Here is a 16,736-nt window from a genome sequence, read left to right as displayed (position 1 = left end):
AAGTCAACCAACAGGGGCGTCTCTACTAGCTAGAGGCTGTTGATCCCCGGCCCGGTCCGCGACTCAGCTGGCGACCGGCCCCCACCAGGATTTTCCGGCGAAGTGCCCCTCCGTTTCCGCCTCGGGTCTGCAGGTATTGGCCATCTCCCCCACGCCCTCGATGCGCACCGTGACCTCGTGCCCGGGCTTCAGCCAGAAGCGTCGGGGCTTCTTGGACATGCCGACGCCCGCGGGGGTGCCGCACGCAATGACGTCACCCGGTTCGAGGGTCATGAAGGTGCTGAGGTAGGAGACGATCTGCGCCGGGGTGAAGATCATGTTCGAGGTGGTACCCGACTGCATGACCTCTCCGTCGACGAGGCATTCGATGGCGAGCCCCTCGACGGGGTCCACCTCGCTCCGCGCCACGATGTGCGGTCCAAGCGGGGTGCTGTAGTCCCAGTTTTTCCCCTGGAACCATTCGCTCGTGCGCCCCTGCCAGTCGCGCACCGAGATGTCGTTGAAAAGCGTGTATCCGGCGATGGCGGCAAGGGCCTGCTCCTCGCTGGCACGCCGCACCCGCTGCCCAATCACGACGCACAACTCCGCCTCGTAGTCGATCTTGGTCGACTCCTGGGGCATCGCGATCGGATCGTCGGGGCCCACCAGCGAATTGGCGAATTTCGTAAAGATCGTGGGATAGGTGGGGACTTCGGCGCCGACCTCTTCCGCGTGGTCGTGATAATTCAGGCCCACGCAGAGGATCTTCCCCGGCTCCAAGGGGAGGACGTCGGTCACCGACCGGGTGTGTGGGATTTCCTCGCGCCCGATGCTCGAGTAAAACTCCGCGCGCTCTTCCTCCGAACCCTCACGGAAGAGCGCGCTATCCACCACGCTTGCGGGCCCCACGTCCTTCAGGTAGTAGCGCTTCCCCGCCACCTCAACCCAGGTATACAGGCCGCTTTCCTGCTCAAACAGGCTCTCGACATACGAGCGTCCCAGCTTCATTCTTGGCACCCTTCATGTGACGGAAAACTCCGTACCTCAGGCTACAGGCTCCCCCTCACATTCCATCCACCGGTGGCGCGGTCTCTTTCCAACTGAAACGTCCTCAGCTCCCCGTCCGATACCGGCCCTCGGCGCCGCCAAACCTCGCCGGGGCGATCCACCACGACCTGCACCTGCCACACCTCCTGGTCCACCAGGTGCGGACACTGGTTTTTGGGCGCGCGATCCACCTCGGTCCACCACGCCCGCCGCTCATACCAGCGAACGGGGTCCGCCGCGACGCGGTACCGGTGGCCGTCGATCATGACCCTGACGGGCTGGCCGGAGGTTGTGGTCATCACCTGAGTGTTCGACATGGGGCTCTCCTCTATGATTCGAATATATATTCGAATCATAGAAAGAGCGACTGACAATTTAAGCGGGCTCCCCCTCCGTGAGACCCCGCCGCCCCACCGCCTCGATGACTTCTTCCTCCGAGGAGAAGCTCACGGCCTCGTCGCCCGCACGGCGGGACATCGCGCGCCGCATCGCTTCGACGACGACCACCACGACGACGTTGACGGCGAGCCCGATGATCCCCTCGCTGATGGCCCAGGGAAGGGTCCACCAGAACGTATAGCCGATGACGACGGCCAACCCCGCGAGCATCCCCGCCACAACAGACACGGACCCGACCTTCCGCCGGAGCAGAAGCGCCGCGGCGATCGCAGGGGCCAGCTGGTCCAAACCGGAGAAGGTCAGCAACAACAGATTTGCCAGCAGGTTCGGCATCGCGATGGACAGGAACAGGGCCAACGCGGTCGCGACAACCACGGTGACCTGCGTGACCGTGAACTGCGCCTTCGCCGATCGCGTGCGCACGAGATTTCGCGAGACCAAGGTGCTCACCGCGATCAGCAGCGAGGCCGCCGGGACCATCGCCGTTGAGATGCCCGCGACGGCCACGAGACCCATGACCCACTCCGGGAACATGCCGGAGGCCAGGGATAACAGGGCGCTGTCCGGGTCGGCATTGGCGCCGAGAACCACCAGCGCCACGTACCCCACGACCAGCGGCATCACGATCAGCGTGTTGTAGAACGGCAACCACAGATAGTTGCGGCGCAAAACGGTCGAGTTCCGGGCGGACATGATCGGCGGCCAGTTGTGCGGCATGGTCGCAAAGGCCACACCGATCGCGCTGATGGCCATGTTGGAGATGTACCACGGTATTCCGTAGGCCTCGGTGCCGTGCACCGAAAGCATCTCCGGCATCTTCTCCTGCACCACCTGGAAGACATGCGTGAAGCCGCCCGTGTAATGGATCGGCACGGCGATGCAGACCACGAACAGCATCACGATCATCAGGACGTCTTTGAAGTAGGCGGTCGTCGCGACTCCGCGCAGCCCGGACCACAGGACAAACGCCACGACCAGCACGAAAGCGATCACCATGGACCAGGCGCCCATCGAGTGGTTGCCGGTGACCAGCTCGACGATCAGGCCGAGGCCCGTGATCTGGAGCTGAAGGTACGGCAGGAGGAACAGGACCCCGGCGATCGCGACGACGATCCCGACCGTTCGCGACGAGTACGCATCCTCCAAGAAGTCGGCCTGGGTCAGGTGACCGCGAGCGCGGGCGATGCGCCAGATCCGGGGCGCGATGAAATATAAGGCCAGGTACCCGAGAGGGACGTAAGGCATCGAATAGAACGACGCCGCCCCGCCCGAGACCACGAGCCCTGCCGTCCCGAGGAAGGTGAAAGTTGTGAAGACCTCGCCGGCCTGGAGAAGCCAGGTGGTCGCGACGCCGAATTTATGCCCGCCCACGGTCCATTCGGCAAGGTCGAGGTCGGGTTTGCGGCGCCCCAAAAAGCCCAACAGGGCAATGACGACGATCCCGGCGAGGGCGACCCACGCAATCGTGCTCATGATCGGCCTCCCCGGTTCTCTCGGCGTTCCGCGGCCCGCACCGCGGCGGCGTCGAGACGGTCCTGCTCGGCCGAGTCGGTGCGGGTCCATTCCACGATGCCGAGCATCAGGCTGACCAGGAGGCTGCCGGGCAGACAGGTCCACCACATGATCGTGGGAAGCCCGAGGAAGAGGTGCGGACCGTTGAAGATCGGCAGCCACTGCAGCCCGAAGGCCGCGACGAGGGGCACCAGGCACACGGTCCACCACAGGGCCCGCCTCGCCGCGGAGGGCCTGCGCGCCGGGCGACGACGCGTCGGGGTGGGTTCGTGGGTGCTCATGCGTTCTCGCCTCCCGCGTTGATCAGGCGGGCGCGTTGTGTGGGGTCCGTGGCCATGTCGATCGCGGTCCAGCACATCGCCAGGCCGCCGTCGAGGACCGCACGATCCGCGCTGGGGCTGACGCAGTACTTCGCGAACTCGGGCTGGTGGCAGGTCGCCCCGTGGGCGTCGACGATAATGCTCGGGTGAATCGCCGGGATCCGCAGGGACACGTTGGCCATGTCGGTCGACCCGGCCTGGCGCGCACGCTCGGTCATGGGGGTTTCGGTAAATCGGCGCCCCAAGGCCTCGGCGTTGCGTCGGTAGGCCTCAACCATCGGCTCGTCGTTGCGGAACTCCGAGAAAGCCGGCCATTCGTCCTTGACCTGAAGCTCGCATCCGGTCGCCACGGCACCGGCCTCGAAGCACCGGATCAGCCGTTCCTTCACCCCGCTGGGGCCTTCGAGGTCGGCGATCGTGTTCGCGCGCGCATCGTAGAGAAGCGTGGCTCGGTGAGGAACGACATTGGGCGCATCCCCGGCGGAGGTCACGATCCCGTGCACCAGTTCCCCGGGCCTCAAGTGCTGACGGAGCAGGCCGATCGACACCTGGGCGATGGTCGCGGCGTCCCCGGCGTTGATGCCCTCATGGGGCGCCATGGCCGAATGCGCCGGGTGTCCGGTGTACTCGACCTCGAGGTCGACGACGGAACGGGTCAGGTGGTCGGCGTATTCCTGGTCTCCGGGGTGGACCATCATGGCCAAGTGGGTTCCGTCGAAGACCCCGGCGTTCAGCATGAAAATCTTGCCTCCGCCGTATTCCTCGGCCGGGGTACCGAAGACCTTGACGGTCACCCCGAGCTCGTCGGCGACCGACGCCAGGGCCAGGCCCGCCAGGACTCCCGCAGAGGCGATGATGTTGTGGCCGCATGCGTGGCCGACGCCGGGCAACGCGTCCAGCTCCGCGCACACGCCGACCACGAGATCCCCGTGACCGTACGTGGCGACGAAGGCCGTCGGCATCTCGGCCACTCCGCTCTGAACCGTGAACCCCTGAGATTCGAGAAGTTCCCTCGCCTTGCGCGAAGTTTCGACCTCTTCGAAAGCGGTCTCCGGTTCGGCATGAATGCTGTGGCTCAGCCGCAGGACCGCATCGGCGATCTCGTCGGCGGCGGTGCGCGACCGCTTCTTGAATTCATCGCCTGTCACGACGGCGGGTGTCTGCGGCACGGTGCCCTCCTGGGTAGTGAGCTATAACATAGTCACACTAAACAGGTGGCGCCGTGCCGCAGAAATTTCCCGCCCCGATTCTCACCAGATGATCATGCCCGGAGACGGCAACCCGGTGCTATGCCCCGAGATGCTCCTCGTGCCGGCCGTGGGCACGGTCCAGCAGATCGCGGAAACGGCTTTCCGAGTCGATCAGCGAGTCCTTGCGCTTCTGGGGCAGCGCCCGCAATTTCTGTTGGTACTCCACGAGCTCCTCGTGCTTGGCCGACCGCTCGTCCTCCGAGGCGTCCTCCGGCAGTTCGAGGTAGTCGGTCGCGGCCTTCTCGGTCCCGGTCACGATGCGCAGGGCACGCCCCTTGGGGCTGAACAGGGAAATCAGCACGGTCAGGATCAGGACACCAATGATCACGGTCAGGGACATCCCGATGCTGACCTCGATCACCGGAACCGGGTTGCCGTCGTTGATGAAGGGCAGGTTATTTTCGTGCAGGGCGTGGAGGATCAGCTTGACGCCGATGAACGCCAAGATAATCGACAGTCCCCAGGACAGGTAGATCAGGCGGTCCAACAGGCCGTCGATGAGGAAGTACAGCTGACGCAGACCCATCAGGGAGAAAGCCGTCGCCGTGAAGACGATGTAGGACTCTTGGGTCAGGCCGAAGATCGCGGGGATGGAGTCGAGAGCGAACAGCACATCCGTGCCGCCGATGGCCACCATGACCAGCAGCATCGGGGTCATGACCTTCTTGCCGTTTTCCCAGGTGAACAGCTTGTCACCGTCGTATTCATCGCTCGTGTGCATGAAGCGTTTGGCGATCCGGACGACGATGTTATTCGCCTCGTCCTTCTCCTGAGAATCGGCGACCTCGCCCTTAATGAGGTTTCCTGCGGTCAGCAGGAGGATCAGGCCGAAGATGTAGAAGACCCACGCCCACGCGTTGATCGCGGCGGCGCCGACAAAGATGAACACGGTGCGCGCCACCAGGGCGAAAATGATGCCGAAAAGGAGCACCTTCTGCTGGTCGGCCCGCGGCACCTTGAAGGAGGCCATGATGATCAGGAAGACGAAGAGGTTGTCTACCGACAAGGCCTTCTCGGTGATGTATCCGCCGTAGTACTCGGCGGCGTATTGTCCCCCGTCGAATCCCAGGATCACCAGGCCGAACAAGAGCGCGATGCCCACGTACACGCCCGACCACACGGCGGCCTCTTTGATCGACGGCTCGTGCGCCTTACGGACGTGGAAGAAAAAGTCGTAGGCCAACAGGGCCAGAATAACCGCGAGGGTCACGACCCATTGGATCAGAGGAATGTCCATGACAAGGCTCCTTGTGAGTTGCTAAACCGCACAAGTCTCTCCCCCACGCGCCCGGGCGACGCAGCCGCCCCGCAAGCGTGGATCGTGCCCGGCCAGGCGTCGGAGCCTGACGTATTGACGTACACGAAGTTCGAGGGATACTCCCTTGCTTGATGCACAAGCCTACGTGAAGGGGCAGGCTTCGTCCACGTCAGCCGCCGACGCCGGGGGCCCGCGGGACCTACCGGTTGACCGCCTCGTCCTCCCGCAGCTTCTTCCCGCGTGGGCTGTAGAGGGAGGCCACCACGGTCACCACGAGCACGCCCACGATGACGACCAAGGACAGCAGGGTCGAAACCTCGAAGACCGGCACGGGGTTCCCGCCGTTGATGAAGGGCAGGTTATTTTCGTGCAGGGCGTGCAGCATCAGCTTGACGCCGATGAAGCCCAGAATCACGGCCAACCCCCAGGACAGGTAAATCAGGCGATCCAACAGGCCGTCGATGAGGAAGTACAGCTGACGCAGACCCATCAGGGAGAAAGCGGTCGCCGTGAAGACGATGTACGTCTCCTGCGTCAGGCCGAAGATCGCCGGTATCGAGTCGAGGGCGAACATGATGTCGGTCAGACCGATCGCGACCATGACCAGCAGCATCGGCGTCATGACCTTCTTGCCGTTCTCCCACGTGAACAGCTTGTCGCCGTCGTAGGAATCGGTGGTCTTGAGGAACCTCTTAGCCAAACGAACCATCACGTTGTTGGCCTCATCGTCGTCGCCGCCGTCTTGGACCTCGTCCTTGATCAACTTGGCGGCGGTATAGATAAGAAACAGCCCGAAGACGTAGAACAACGCCGCCCAGCGGTTGATCGCCGCGGCACCAATGACGATGAAAAGCGTTCGCGCGATCAGGGCTACCACGATGCCGAAGAGCAGGACCTTCTGCTGATCGGCCCGCGGCACCTTGAACGAGGCCATGATGATCAGGAAGACGAAGAGGTTGTCCACGGAAAGCGCCTGCTCCGTGACGAAACCGGCGTAGTACTGCACCGCGATGTCCCCGCCATCCCAGAAGAAGATGAACAGGCCGAAGAGCAACGCGATGGCCACGTAGAACGAGGTCCACAGCCCCGCTTCCTTGATCGTCGGCTCGTGCGGCTTGCGGACGTGGAAAACGAAATCATAGGCGAGCAACGCGAGGATGATCACGATCGTGACGATCCACTGAGTGATGGAGACCTCCAAGGGCCCCTCCTTGTGGGTAGGGAGAACCGCACAAGTCTCTCCCATCGCGTCGCTTCACGGCGCGACCCCGTGCCCGGCCAGGCTCCGGCGCCTGACGTGTTGACGTGCACGAGTCGACGGGGATACTCCCTTGCTCAGGCAGACACTGTACAGCCCTCGGCTCGCGAGGATCTTCCGCCACGTGAGGCGACTGCGCGGAATTCTTTCGGTAAACTCTTCGGAAGAGGCCATTTTCCGACGCCGAAAGAAGGACGATCACCCATGACCACCGCCTGGACCAGAGCCCGGTCTTATATTTTCGGAGCCATCTTCATGGTCGGCGCCGCGTTCTTCATCTGGAGCATTCCCTCCGACGGCCGCGTCGGCGAATTCGTCAACTGGGCCATCGGCTTCTGCCTCCTCGGCGCGGTTCTCTTGGTCATCGCCGGAATTTTTGCCGCGTCCAAGCGCTCCGAGCGGGAGATCCAGGAGATGGGTGAAATGCAGGCGCTCGAGGGATCGCACTCCTCGGATCGTGCCCAGCTGACCCACTAGTCCATGACGCGACGTGGTGCCCCGGACCGACCGGTCCGGGGCACCACGCGTTTAAAGCCTCGACACGCCGGGACGGGCCCGCCCGATCCTCACGACCGGGCAGACCACCCCAGCTCCGGGGCGATCGCGGTGGCCCACTGATGCAGAATGTGCCTCCAGTCGGCGGGCTCCAGCTCGAAGGGGAGCTCGACGACGAATTCATCGGCCTCGCGGAACGACGGATCGTTCACCAACTGATCCACGATCTCTGCCGTGCTCCCCGTCCGGTCCGGGGCGATGATGGTCTTCTCCCCCAGCACCTGACGCGTGCGGGGCATCCGCTTCCGCACGTAGTCGCCGTAGCGGGCGGCCTGATCGGAACTCGCACCATCCGTCGGAACCACGACCCGAGCCTGGGTCACCCGACCTGAGTTACCCTCCGGGAGGCTGTCCCGGTAGCGCGTGATCAAGGCAGCCTGGGCCTCGTCGAAGTCGCGGATCCCGTTCTCGGTCGCCCCGATATTGCTCACCAAGAGTCCGAGGCCCGTCGCGCCGGCCCACTCGGCCGATCGCAAGGAACCCGAGCCGTAGGAGATCCGCTCGCTCAATCCCGGGCTCAGCGGCTGGATCGTTTCCGAGTCCATATCTCCCCCAAAGCCCTCGTACCGCCGGAGACTACGGATCTTCCGTCCCCGCAGCAGATCCAGCAGCCGTTCGATCCGCTCGTAGCCGTAGTTTTCGAGCTTCCACCCCGGCCCGAAGACGGCGTCGTTGACCTCGTCATCGAATCGCGGCGGATGCACGCTGACCCCGGGGCGGAGCCGACCGCCCGAGAGGAGGTCGGCCACCCCCAGATCTTCGGCCAGGCTGAAAGGATTCTCGAATTCCAGCGGGATGACGGCGTTGCCGAGCTCGATGCGTTCGGTCGCTTGAGACAACGCCCCCAGCATGACCCCGGGCGCGGTGACCCCGTATTGCATGTGGCGGGTTCTCAACCACCCCGAGTCGAACCCGAGGGACTCCGCGTAGCGGAACAATTCGACCGCTTCCTTCAGGCCGCGCCCCGGGTCCTCGGGCGCGAAAGGGGCGATGTGCAGAAACCCTAAGTGTTTTAGGGCGATATTCTCGGCGGTCATGGCACTCCTCGAATGAACCTGTCGGGACACGGCTCACGCGGCCGTCGGACTCAACGCTAGCCCTCCCGGGTGAACCCCCGTCACGCGGTGTAATCGGCGCGGAGCTTCTTCTTATTGAGCTTCCCCACCGAGGTGCGGGGCAACTCGTCGACCAGCACGACCCGATCGGGCAATTGCCACGACGCGAAGCGCGCGGACAACAGCGAAATCACCTCGTCCTCTCGCACGGGGCTTCCCTCTCGGGCCACCACGTAGGCCACGGGACGCTCATCCCATTTCTCGTCCGGAACGCCGATCACCGCGGCCTCGGCGACCCTCGGGTCGTCCAGGATGGCGTTCTCCATGTCGATCGACGAGATCCACTCGCCGCCCGACTTGATCACATCCTTCAACCTGTCCGTGAGCTTGAGGTATCCGTGGGGGTCGATGACCCCGACGTCGCCGGATTTCCACCACCCATCATCGAACGCGTCGGCCGATTCCGGGCGATCGAAGTACTCCTGCGTGATGAATGGACCTTTGTAGTAGATTTCCCCGGCGGATTCCCCGTCATGAGGCTGCTCCACCCCATCGGCCGAAACGACCTTAACGTCCACCCCGGGGCTCGGCAGGCCCTGAGATCTCTTGAGGTCCCATCGCTCATCCTCGCTCATATCCTTCAATGTGGACTTAAGGTTCCAGTTGATGGCGACGATCGGCGAGGTTTCGGAGGCGCCGTACCCGTGAACGATATCCACCTGCGCCACGTCTTTGAATCCCTTCATGAGGGACAGCGCCGGCTCCGAACCGGCCACGACCACCCGCAATCCCGCGAGGTTGGCCGCGGCGCTTCGGTTCCGAAAGTGCTCGAGGATGGGGGTCCAGATCGCGGGGGCGCCATTGGAGATGCTCACGCCTTCATCGACCAGGCACTCCGCGAGGTCGCCAACGTCGCCGGCCGCATAGTGGCCGGGCATGACGACCTTGGACCCGGCCAGCACCGCCGCATGAAGGAAGCCCCACGTCATCACGTGGAACATGGGTGTCACCGGCATCAGGCAATCCCGGTGCGTGAAGCTTAAAGACGTGTGCAAGGCCCACGCGTGCAGGTACACCGAACGGTGCGAGTAAAAGATTCCCTTGGGACGCCCCGTGGTTCCGGTGGTATACCCGGCATACGCGGCGGTCTTCTCGTCGATGTCCTGCCATTCGTACTCCCCGTCCGGGGCCCGGGACAGCTCCTCCTCGAGGAAGACGGGATGAGGCAAGGAGGTGGCCACCTCCCCGGCCGGGTGGTCCGAGAGGATGATCCACCCGTCGATGCCCTCCACGTCCTGCAACGACTCGGCGATGGGAAGCAAGGACTCGTCCACCACGATCCACCGAGCCCCCGAATGGCGAACCACGTAACCGAGGTCTTCGCGCGACAGCTTGAGGTTCAGCTGCAGATGGGTGGCCGCCAACCCGGGTAAGGCGAAATACAGTTCCAGGTGCCGGCGGGAATTCCAGTCCATGACCCCCACGACGTCTCCGGCGCCAATGCCCAGCGCCTCCAGGGCGTGGGCCATGCGATTGACCCGCGCCCATTCGGTGCCGTAGTCGGAACGGCGTCGCCGACCCGACTCGTCTCGATAAACCACCGGCGTATCGGGGAAGGTCCGGGCCGCATGCCTCAGCATGGTCGTGACGTTCAAGGGGTACGTATCACCCGTGGTCGAGGCGTGGCCGGTCAGCATGCAGGACTCCTTCGAAGACGTCGTCGAAACGCACAGTGGTGTGTTCCAGATCTCATCCTACGAAGAAGAGGCGCACCGCCGAAACAGCCGTTCCTCACGTTGCGCGTCATGCCTCAGCCGGCGGACGCCTCATCGTGGCGATCCCTGGAGGACAAGACTTCGGCAGCGTGGGATTCGGCCCAGGTCCGCAGGGCCCCCAGCGGCTCCCCCAGCGATGCCCCGAGTTCCGTCAGCTCGTAATCCACCCGCGGCGGAACGCCTCCGCCGGTCGTCCTCGTGACGAGCCCATCGCGCTCCATGGACCGCAGGGTCTGGGTGAGAACCTTCGGGGTCACGCCACCCACCCGCTTCCGAAGGGAGGAAAACCGCAACGGGCCATCGCCCAGGCTCGCCACGATCAGGGGCGTCCACCGGTCGGTGGCGTGGCGCAACACGGTGCGCGAGGGGCACCGGGGATCCAAAACATCGAATTCCGTCGGCACGTCATGATTCACCGATTCGACGGTCATGACCACATGTCCTTCCTTAGTTTCCTTGAGGTACCTAGTATCTAATAGATACTATAACGATGAAGGGTTCGACACCCCGAACCACAGCACGAGGAACACCGAGGAGCACACCATGAAGATTGCCGTCATCGGAGGAACCGGAATGGTCGGATCCCGCACCGTAGCGGAGGCATCCGACCGAGGACACGAGGTCGATTCGTACTCGCGGAGCGGAAAGAACCCCGGATCGGCTCGGGCGGCCTACGCCCTGGACACGGCGGACACCGCCGCGACGGTCGAGGTCATCGATCAGCACGATGTCACCGTGATCGCGACCGTCAACGGACGTACCGGAGACTACGCGCAGGACATCGAGAATCACCGCGCGCTGATCGCCGCACGCCCCCAGGGTCGTTTTGTGGTCGTGGGAGGTGCCGGCGCCCTCTCGGCGGACGAAAACACCATGCTGAAGGACACCGAGGCATTCCCCGCCGAGTACAAGAAAGAAGCCGATGCCTTCGCCCTGGTCTTCCGCGACTACGTCGATTCCGAGGGCCTGAACTGGTCCATGCTGGCACCGGCCCCTGTGATCGCCCCGGGCGAGCGAACGGGTACGTACAAGGAGGCCCTCGACGTTCCCGCCGGAGACTCCATCTCGGCGGAGGACTTCGCCGTGGCCCTGGTCGACGAGGCGGAGAACGCCCGCCACACCGGCGAGCGCTTCACGGTCGCCAACTAGCTTGATGGCGGACGGGGGCCTTGAAAGGTAAAAACACCCCGTCCGCCAGCAGCTCCTACAATTACGCACAGTGACGGGTCTGCGAAACTTTCAGAAGACCAATTATCGCTTCAATACGCAGAGCATCTAATCCAATTAGCTTATCGAGTTCATAGACCCACCACAGGATTTATTAACGTCTCCCCACTCTGACTGCACTATGGACTGTGACTTAATATCATACTTATATATCGGTTTACTAAAGTCCGGAGCGGCAAGAACGTAGGGTCCAAATTTTTGCACTTTTGGCTTAGATGTACTCTTCTCGAGGTAGCTAACTTCAACCGAGAATTTTCGAGGTTCTTTACAAGACTGCACAGGAACCTCTACAGTTAGATTATTACTCGATGTAACGTCGATCGGGTTCATGCCGACATCTCTCGACGAAGTGGGAGACCCCACGCTACTCTGGATCACCCGACGAGCCTTTTGAGAAATATCCAGATTAAATTCCGCTCGTGCAATCGTTCCTCCAGTCGCGTCTCCGCATCCGGATAGGTCAACATCTGCAAATTCGGTGAATTTTCCTCCCTCGGCCTTTTCAACATCTACCAACTTTATATCAGTTACGGTAAAAGTCGCATTATCACGTGCACTAAAGGTCGCTGAAAAATTTCCGACTCCCCAAATCCTGTCACCGTGCTCCAGATCAACCACGTGGTCAAGCTGGTCAAAGGACAGGCCGTCCAAGTTCTGTTTATTTTTCAAAGCAAAATTTGAGTAGCAATGATTCGGAGGACCAAACCCTTTATTGGACACCTGAATCGGAGATTCTTCCTTTTCTGATTGATGCAAACTATCGCGATGCGCAGTGTAAAAGCCAATGCAAGTGGCAACAAGCATCAGAACCGCAACAAATTCGCCAAGGATTTTCACCTTGGCGCCTATCCCACCCGTCTTTGTTGCATCTTTTTCAGTTTTTGATTCAGAATTTCTATATTTTGTAGAACTCATTGAAATCTCTTATACCCCATAGATCGTGCTACGTTGACACGTTAGATATAGATCACAATAAGACAATAAATGAGTTAAGCAAATAACAGACGAATAACTTAACTCATACGAACGGCTAACTACCTGTTGTTTTAAGGTTAACGATCTATCCCAGCCAATCAGGCGTGCCCCGCCTGTTGCATCTGGCGGAGCTCCTTCTTCAGGTCCGAGACCTCGTCCCGCAGGCGCGCCGCGAGCTCGAATTGCAGCTCCGCGGCCGCATTGCGCATCTGTTCGTTCATCTGCTCGATGAGTTCGCGCAGGTCCTCCGCGGGGGCCGCCGCCAGGCCGTCCTCACGAATCTTGGCCGCCGCCGCGAGGGTCGCGTCGTCTTGGGCCGCGGCCTGCCCCTTCTTCTTGCCCTTGCCCGAGACCGGGGCCGTGTGGTTATTGGCCGCCGATCGTTGGGCCAGGAGATCCTTGGTGTCCTCTTCTTCGCGGGCGATCAGGTCCGTGATGTCGGCGATCTTCTTGCGCAGCGGCGTCGGGTCTATGCCGTGTTCCTTGTTGTAAGCCACCTGAATCTCGCGACGTCGGTTGGTCTCGTCGATCGCGGTGGTCATCGAATCGGTCATTTTATCGGCGTACATATGCACCTGCCCCGACACGTTACGGGCGGCGCGGCCGATGGTCTGGATCAGGGAGGTGGTCGAACGCAGGAAGCCTTCCTTATCCGCGTCCAAGATCGACACGAGGGACACCTCGGGAAGATCAAGGCCCTCGCGGAGCAGGTTGATGCCGACGAGCACGTCGAACTCGCCCAGCCGCAGGGATCGCAGGAGCTCGACTCGCTTCAGGGTATCCACGTCGGAGTGGAGATACTGCACCTTGACGCCGTGTTCCACGAGGTAATCCGTCAGGTCCTCGGCCATGCGCTTGGTCAAGGTGGTCACGAGCACGCGTTCGTCCCGTTCCGCGCGCTGGTTGATCTCGTCCAAGAGATCGTCGATCTGGCCCTTGGTCGGTTTGACGACGACCTCCGGGTCCACCAACCCCGTGGGGCGGATGATCTGTTCGACGTAGCCATCGGCCTGACCCAACTCGTATTTGCCGGGGGTCGCCGACATGTACACGGTCTGGCCGATCCGCTCCAGGAATTCGTCCCATTTCAGCGGGCGGTTATCCATCGCGGACGGCAGCCGGAAGCCGTGTTCGACCAGGGTGCGCTTCCGGGACATATCGCCTTCGTACATGCCGCCGATCTGCGGGATCGTCACGTGCGACTCGTCGACGATCAGCATGAAGTCATCCGGGAAATAATCCAGCAGACAGTGAGGCGCTGAACCGGCCTCACGACCGTCGATATGGCGCGAGTAGTTCTCGATGCCGTTGCAGAAACCCATCTGCTCCATCATCTCGAGGTCGTAGGTCGTGCGCATGCGCAGCCGCTGGGCCTCGACGAGCTTATTCTGGTCCTCCAGCTCCTTGAGCCGCTCCCCCAGCTCGTGATTGATGGAATCGACGGCCCGGGCCATGCGTTCCGCGCCGGCCACGTAGTGCGAGGCCGGGAAGACGTACATTTCGTTTTCTTCCCGGATCACCTCACCGGTCAGCGGGTGGAGGGTGTGAATCGACTCGATCTCGTCACCGAAGAACTCGATGCGGATCGCGTTTTCTTCGTACATCGGGATGATTTCCACGGTGTCCCCCCGGACCCGGAAGGTGCCGCGGTGGAAATCCATGTCATTGCGCGCGTACTGCATGTTGACGAACTGCCGCAGCAGCTGGTCGCGATCGATCTCGTCCCCCTGCTTGAGGGTGACCATCTGCGCGACGTACTCCTCCGGAGTGCCGAGACCGTAAATGCACGAGACCGTGGACACCACCACGACGTCACGCCTGGTCAGCAAGGCGTTGGTGGCCGAGTGGCGGAGCCGCTCGACCTCGTCGTTGACCGAGGAATCCTTCTCGATGAAGGTGTCCGTCTGCGGGACGTAGGCCTCGGGCTGGTAGTAGTCGTAATAGGAGACGAAGTATTCGACCGCGTTATTCGGCAAAAGCTCCCGCAGCTCATTGGCCAGCTGGGCGGCGAGCGTCTTGTTCTGGACCATGACCAGGGTAGGACGCTGCACCGATTCGACCAGCCACGCGGCCGTGGCCGATTTTCCGGTACCGGTGGCGCCCAGCAGGACGATGTCCTTCTCGCCGCCTTCGACGCGCTCGGTCAGCTCGGCGATAGCTTTCGGCTGATCACCTGCGGGCTGATAATCGGATATGACCTCGAAAGGCGCGACGACGCGGTGGATCTCCTGTGCCAGACTCATAGCCTCCAGGCTACCTCGATTCGCACGAATGTTCGATGAATCCCGCCCACGGCGTAGAGACTTCCCGACCGCCGCTCGCCCGGGCTACGCCAGGAACTCGTCTCGATACTGCCGCACGACGTCGTCGAAATTTTCGTCCCGGACGAATCCGAGGGCCAGCATCCGGTCCACCGAAAAATCCCCCGGCCACGAACACACGATGTCCATGACGGACGGATCGGCCCGGTCCCTGACGAGGTCCCGCGCCCCGGAACCGCCGACTCGTTCCAGGGCATCCAGCATCTCGGCCACGGTCACCGAGATCCCGGGGATGTTCATCCCGCGCCAGGACCCGAGGTCATCGCCGGGAATCTCCAGCGCTCGCACCAGGTTCGCCACGGCCGCCTGGGGCGAGGACAACCACATCCGCGTCTCGTGGGGCACGGGGCATTCGGCGGGCATTCCGTTCAGGGGCTCTCGGATGATCCCCGAGGCGAAGGACGAGGCCGCCGAGTTGGGCTTACCCGGTCGCACCGAGATGGTCGGAAGGCGGCAGATTCGGGCGTCGACAAATCCCTTCCTCGAGTATTCATTGACCATCAGCTCGCCGATGGCCTTGAACGAGCCATAGGTGGAGTCCGGCTGTTCGGCCCAGGTCTCTTCGACCACGCGAGGCATGGGGCCTCCGAAGACGGCGAGGGAGCTCGTGAAGACGATTCGTGGCCGGTTGCCCGCAGCCCGCAGGGCCTCGAGCAACTCGCGCGTGCCCTCGACGTTCACGCGCATCGCCTGATCGAAGTTTTCCGCCGATCCCCCGGACAGGACCGCGGCCAGGTGATAGACCGCGACGGTGTCCCGTCCCACCGTCTCGGCGAGAAGCTCGGGATCGGCCAGATCCCCGACCACGGAGCTGACCCTCGGATCGTCGACGCGGCTCTCGGCCAGGTCCACAGAGACGATGCGATCGAAGCTCACCCCCAAGTCGCCGGCGTCCTGTCGGCGTAATAGCTCCTCCGTCACACGATTGCCGAGAAATCCTGCGCCTCCCGTGACGATGATTTTCATGCCGTCTCCTCTCTGACCGCGTTCATGGTCTGGTTCATGTGTGATCTCATGGCCTCCCGGGCGCCCTCGGGGTCGTGCGACTCCAACCGTTCGAGGATTGCTCCGTGCCAATGAATCGCTTCGCGCCGCACCGACTCCGCGGCTGATGTCTCCAAGCGGACGGCCCGCAGAACCTCTTCCAGCGGCCGGTAGGTCGCCTGCAAAAATTCGTTTCCGGCGGCCTCGATGATGGTTCGATGAAAGGCGATATCCGCTTCCACAGCGCGTTCGACATCGGCGGCTCCGGTAGCCGATTCCGCGGCCTTCATCTCCTCGAGGTGCCGGCGGAGCACTCCGAGCCGCGACGGGGTGATCCTGACGGCCGCAAGCTCCGCCGCTCCAATCTCGACCACGTGACGCACCTCGGTGAGCTGTTCGACCAGGTTCCGTCGTTCGCCCCTCATCGAGCCCCTGAGCTTCATGAGTTCCACGTTCAGCAGGTCCCAGTTTTCCAAGGGGGCGAGCCGGTTGCGTTTGCCGTGCTGAACCAGAATCACGCCCCTGCCCGCGAGGTTCTTGATGGCCTCGCGGATCGTGAGCCGAGAGACGTCGAGCTCTTCCGCCAGCACGGCTTCCGAGGGCAATTCCTCGCCGATGCGATAGTCGCCCTCGGCAATGCGATCGAGAATCTTGCGACCGACTCGTTCGGCCAGATTCCTGGACATCTGAGACTCCTCGACAGGTCAGTGGACGGTGGGTTGATTGACAGTATGGCACAGATCATTACACTGATCAGATATCTGACCACTTCTGATGTGTGGCATCCACCACCGTCCAGAATGAGAAGTCGATGGAGATTT

Annotated in this window: 15 protein-coding genes and 1 pseudogene; 2 read left to right on the top strand and 14 right to left on the bottom strand. The window is 62.4% G+C overall.

Annotation, left to right across the window (positions count from 1 at the left end; all coding sequences use genetic code 11):
• Nucleotides 1-63: 63 nt before the first annotated feature.
• The 7 genes and pseudogenes from CURSPS6_RS03340 to CURSPS6_RS03310 all read right to left on the bottom strand — a co-directional run.
• Complete coding sequence (locus CURSPS6_RS03340) at nt 64-987, bottom strand: fumarylacetoacetate hydrolase family protein (protein ID WP_051687583.1); 924 nt, start codon at nt 985-987, stop codon at nt 64-66.
• A gap of 41 nt (nt 988-1,028) precedes the next feature.
• Nucleotides 1,029-1,343: a hypothetical protein gene (locus CURSPS6_RS03335; RefSeq protein ID WP_051687582.1), complete on the bottom strand. Its 315-nt coding sequence runs from the start codon at nt 1,341-1,343 to the stop codon at nt 1,029-1,031.
• Nucleotides 1,344-1,401: 58 nt separating this feature from the next.
• Nucleotides 1,402-2,898: a sodium:solute symporter family protein gene (locus CURSPS6_RS03330; RefSeq protein ID WP_051687581.1), complete on the bottom strand. Its 1,497-nt coding sequence runs from the start codon at nt 2,896-2,898 to the stop codon at nt 1,402-1,404.
• Complete coding sequence (locus CURSPS6_RS03325) at nt 2,895-3,218, bottom strand: hypothetical protein (RefSeq protein ID WP_030014124.1); 324 nt, start codon at nt 3,216-3,218, stop codon at nt 2,895-2,897. The genes CURSPS6_RS03330 and CURSPS6_RS03325 overlap by 4 nt, the downstream gene beginning before the upstream one ends.
• A complete protein-coding gene (locus CURSPS6_RS03320; protein ID WP_200910825.1) occupies nt 3,215-4,426 on the bottom strand; it encodes a M20 family metallopeptidase in 1,212 nt (403 codons plus the stop codon). Before CURSPS6_RS03320 ends, CURSPS6_RS03325 begins: the two co-directional genes overlap by 4 nt.
• A gap of 118 nt (nt 4,427-4,544) precedes the next feature.
• Entirely contained in the window at nt 4,545-5,744 is a 1,200-nt protein-coding gene (locus CURSPS6_RS03315) for a TerC family protein (protein ID WP_030014121.1), read from the bottom strand.
• Nucleotides 5,745-5,988: 244 nt separating this feature from the next.
• Nucleotides 5,989-6,966: pseudogene (locus tag CURSPS6_RS03310) on the bottom strand (TerC family protein); the annotation flags it as partial.
• Nucleotides 6,967-7,227: 261 nt separating this feature from the next.
• On the opposite strand from CURSPS6_RS03310, the gene CURSPS6_RS03305 reads away from it, so the two are divergent.
• The gene (locus CURSPS6_RS03305) at nt 7,228-7,500 is read left to right on the top strand and encodes a hypothetical protein (RefSeq protein WP_030014119.1); all 273 of its coding nucleotides are present in this window, start codon (nt 7,228-7,230) and stop codon (nt 7,498-7,500) included.
• An 89-nt stretch (nt 7,501-7,589) separates the two neighbouring features.
• Here CURSPS6_RS03305 and CURSPS6_RS03300 read toward each other — a convergent pair whose 3' ends face one another.
• The 3 genes from CURSPS6_RS03300 to CURSPS6_RS03290 all read right to left on the bottom strand — a co-directional run bounded on the left by CURSPS6_RS03300 (nt 7,590) and on the right by CURSPS6_RS03290 (nt 10,839).
• Complete coding sequence (locus CURSPS6_RS03300; protein WP_030014117.1) at nt 7,590-8,615, bottom strand: LLM class flavin-dependent oxidoreductase; 1,026 nt, start codon at nt 8,613-8,615, stop codon at nt 7,590-7,592.
• 80 nt (nt 8,616-8,695) lie between these two features.
• A complete protein-coding gene (locus CURSPS6_RS03295) occupies nt 8,696-10,330 on the bottom strand; it encodes a long-chain-fatty-acid--CoA ligase (protein WP_030014116.1) in 1,635 nt (544 codons plus the stop codon).
• 113 nt (nt 10,331-10,443) lie between these two features.
• On the bottom strand, nt 10,444-10,839 hold the full coding sequence (locus CURSPS6_RS03290) for a winged helix-turn-helix transcriptional regulator (RefSeq protein WP_035810476.1): 396 nt from the start codon (nt 10,837-10,839) through the stop codon (nt 10,444-10,446).
• A gap of 112 nt (nt 10,840-10,951) precedes the next feature.
• On the opposite strand from CURSPS6_RS03290, the gene CURSPS6_RS03285 reads away from it, so the two are divergent.
• Nucleotides 10,952-11,557: an NAD(P)-dependent oxidoreductase gene (locus CURSPS6_RS03285; protein WP_030014112.1), complete on the top strand. Its 606-nt coding sequence runs from the start codon at nt 10,952-10,954 to the stop codon at nt 11,555-11,557.
• A 135-nt stretch (nt 11,558-11,692) separates the two neighbouring features.
• Here CURSPS6_RS03285 and CURSPS6_RS12480 read toward each other — a convergent pair whose 3' ends face one another.
• The 4 genes from CURSPS6_RS12480 to CURSPS6_RS03270 all read right to left on the bottom strand — a co-directional run bounded on the left by CURSPS6_RS12480 (nt 11,693) and on the right by CURSPS6_RS03270 (nt 16,601).
• Complete coding sequence (locus CURSPS6_RS12480) at nt 11,693-12,550, bottom strand: hypothetical protein (protein ID WP_152978046.1); 858 nt, start codon at nt 12,548-12,550, stop codon at nt 11,693-11,695.
• A gap of 158 nt (nt 12,551-12,708) precedes the next feature.
• Nucleotides 12,709-14,853, bottom strand: coding sequence for an excinuclease ABC subunit UvrB (uvrB, locus tag CURSPS6_RS03280; RefSeq protein WP_030014111.1), 2,145 nt, complete (start codon nt 14,851-14,853; stop codon nt 12,709-12,711).
• A gap of 84 nt (nt 14,854-14,937) precedes the next feature.
• On the bottom strand, nt 14,938-15,897 hold the full coding sequence (gene denD, locus CURSPS6_RS03275; RefSeq protein ID WP_030014110.1) for a D-erythronate dehydrogenase: 960 nt from the start codon (nt 15,895-15,897) through the stop codon (nt 14,938-14,940).
• On the bottom strand, nt 15,894-16,601 hold the full coding sequence (locus tag CURSPS6_RS03270) for a FadR/GntR family transcriptional regulator (RefSeq protein WP_030014108.1): 708 nt from the start codon (nt 16,599-16,601) through the stop codon (nt 15,894-15,896). The genes denD and CURSPS6_RS03270 overlap by 4 nt, the downstream gene beginning before the upstream one ends.
• Nucleotides 16,602-16,736: the final 135 nt, after the last annotated feature.

Origin of the sequence: Curtobacterium sp. S6, from assembly GCF_000710345.2 — a bacterium.
In the GTDB taxonomy this organism is placed as follows: domain Bacteria; phylum Actinomycetota; class Actinomycetes; order Actinomycetales; family Micrococcaceae; genus Rothia.
Note: the sequence above shows the minus strand (reverse complement) of the source record. Positions and strands in the feature narration are given on the sequence as shown.